The sequence below is a fragment of the Chamaesiphon polymorphus CCALA 037 genome (genome assembly GCF_003003845.1).
Lineage (GTDB): Bacteria > Cyanobacteriota > Cyanobacteriia > Cyanobacteriales > Chamaesiphonaceae > Chamaesiphon > Chamaesiphon polymorphus.
Window position 1 is genome coordinate 1 of record NZ_PVWO01000750.1, and the last position, 1,954, is coordinate 1,954.

Sequence of the window (1,954 nt, forward strand, 5' to 3'; positions counted from 1 at the left end):
CCACCTCGAAACGAAGCCAGCCATACTTGTCTATACACATTAGCCCAGGCTGCCAGGGATGAATTCAACCGTTTAAACAGCTACTTAGATGCAAGGAGTTCGATCGATGTTTATTAGCTTTACCGGATTAAATACCCTATTATCTACTCCGCTGCGTTTGGGGAGATGGCGATCGAGATCGAACCCCCCTGAAATCACTGCAAGTAGTCGAATGAGGGAGGATCGGGATGATTAGCACGAACACTATTAACAAACTCAGTTGGCATCGACGTTCCCGCAAACGCACCCCCACCCTCATCCAAATGGAAGCAGTCGAGTGCGGGGCTGCTGCGCTCGGCATTATCCTCGCCTACTACGGTCGGATCGTCCCGTTGGCAGAACTGCGGATAACTTGTGGTGTGTCGCGCGACGGTAGCAAGGCTGCCAATATTCTAGCTGCGGCACAACAGTACGGTTTAACAGCTAAAGGATTTAAAATCGCCGAACTCGAAGGGCTACAGGACATCGACCTGCCCTGCATCGCCTTTTGGAATTTCAATCACTTTGTCGTCGTCGAGGGTCTGAGCAAAAAGCAAGTTTACATCAACGATCCGGCGACTGGGCCGCGAACTGTCGATCTAGAAACCTTCGATAACGCCTTCACTGGCGTGGTATTAACCTTCAATCCAGAGCCAACTTTTCAGAAAGGCGGGATGAAGCCAAACCTGCGGAAATCCATCTGGCAGCGACTCCAAGCCTCGCGAGGGGTGTTGACTTACTGCATTCTGGCTGGATTTTTGCTGGTGATTCCCAACCTGCTCGCCCCTGTTTTTACCCAAGTTTTTATCGATGAAGTATTGGTCGCCCAGCGGCAAGATTGGCTGCAACCATTGGTGCTGGGGATGATTTTAATGGCAGTGCTCGAAGGAGTCTTGACATTGATTCAGCTCAAGTTTTTGCGGCAGATGAACGTCAAAATGTCGATGAGCATGTCGAGCCAATTTATTTGGCATCTGCTCCGGCTGCCCGTGAGTTTTTACGACCAGCGTTATGCAGGCGAAATTAGTAGTCGGATTCATCTCAACGATCGACTCGCGCAGGTGCTATCGGGCGAACTGGCAACTACAGTTATTTCTGCCGTGATGGTGGTTTTTTATGCGATCGTGATGGCGCAATACAATCTCACTCTATGCGCGATCGGGATCGTGGCTGTCGCGCTGAATCTAGTTGCCCTCCAATTGGTTTCGCGCTGGCGGATGGATGCCAACATGAGCCTGATTCAAGAACAGGGCAAGGTAAGCGGGGTGGCGATTTCTGGATTGCAAAGTATAGAAACCCTCAAAGCTTCTGGATTGGAAGCCGATTTCTTTGCGCGGTGGTCGGGGCAATATGCCAAAGCCATTAATGCCCAGCAGCAAATGGGGCTGACCGATCGATTGCTCGACTTAGTGCCGACGTTACTTTCGGCTCTGACCTCGTTGTCGGTCATCGTTATTGGTGGGTGGTACGTGATGCAGGGCAACATGAGTATTGGGATGTTGGTGGCATTTCAGAGCTTAATGCAGAGCTTGATGGCTCCTGCCGAGCGGCTGGTCGATTTGGGCAGTCAGCTCCAGATGTTAGCAGGCGACGTGAATCGATTAGATGATGTTTTGCAAAATCCGATCGATCCAGAGGTACGATCCGATCCGGCAAGATCGGCTGCTGCTATGCCGCTAACGCCCCTAGACGGATCGCTGGAGCTGCGAAACATCACCTTTGGCTATAGCCGCGTCGCACCGCCGACGATCGCCGATTTCAATCTCCAGCTTCAGCCCGGACAGCGAGTCGCTTTAGTCGGTGGCAGCGGTTCGGGCAAATCGACGATCGCCAAGCTAGTCGCGGGTCTTTATACTCCCTGGCAAGGTGAAGTACTACTGGCCGGACAGCGCAGAGACACGCTCTCGCGATCGGCATTGGTGCAGTCGCTGTCTCT

Annotated in this window: 1 protein-coding gene; it reads left to right on the forward strand. The window is 52.3% G+C overall.

Annotated elements, in window-relative coordinates:
- Nucleotides 1-227: 227 nt before the first annotated feature.
- Nucleotides 228-1,954 (forward strand): cysteine peptidase family C39 domain-containing protein (locus tag C7B77_RS28955; protein ID WP_106313223.1); only part of this gene is annotated, 1,727 nt, incomplete at its 3' end.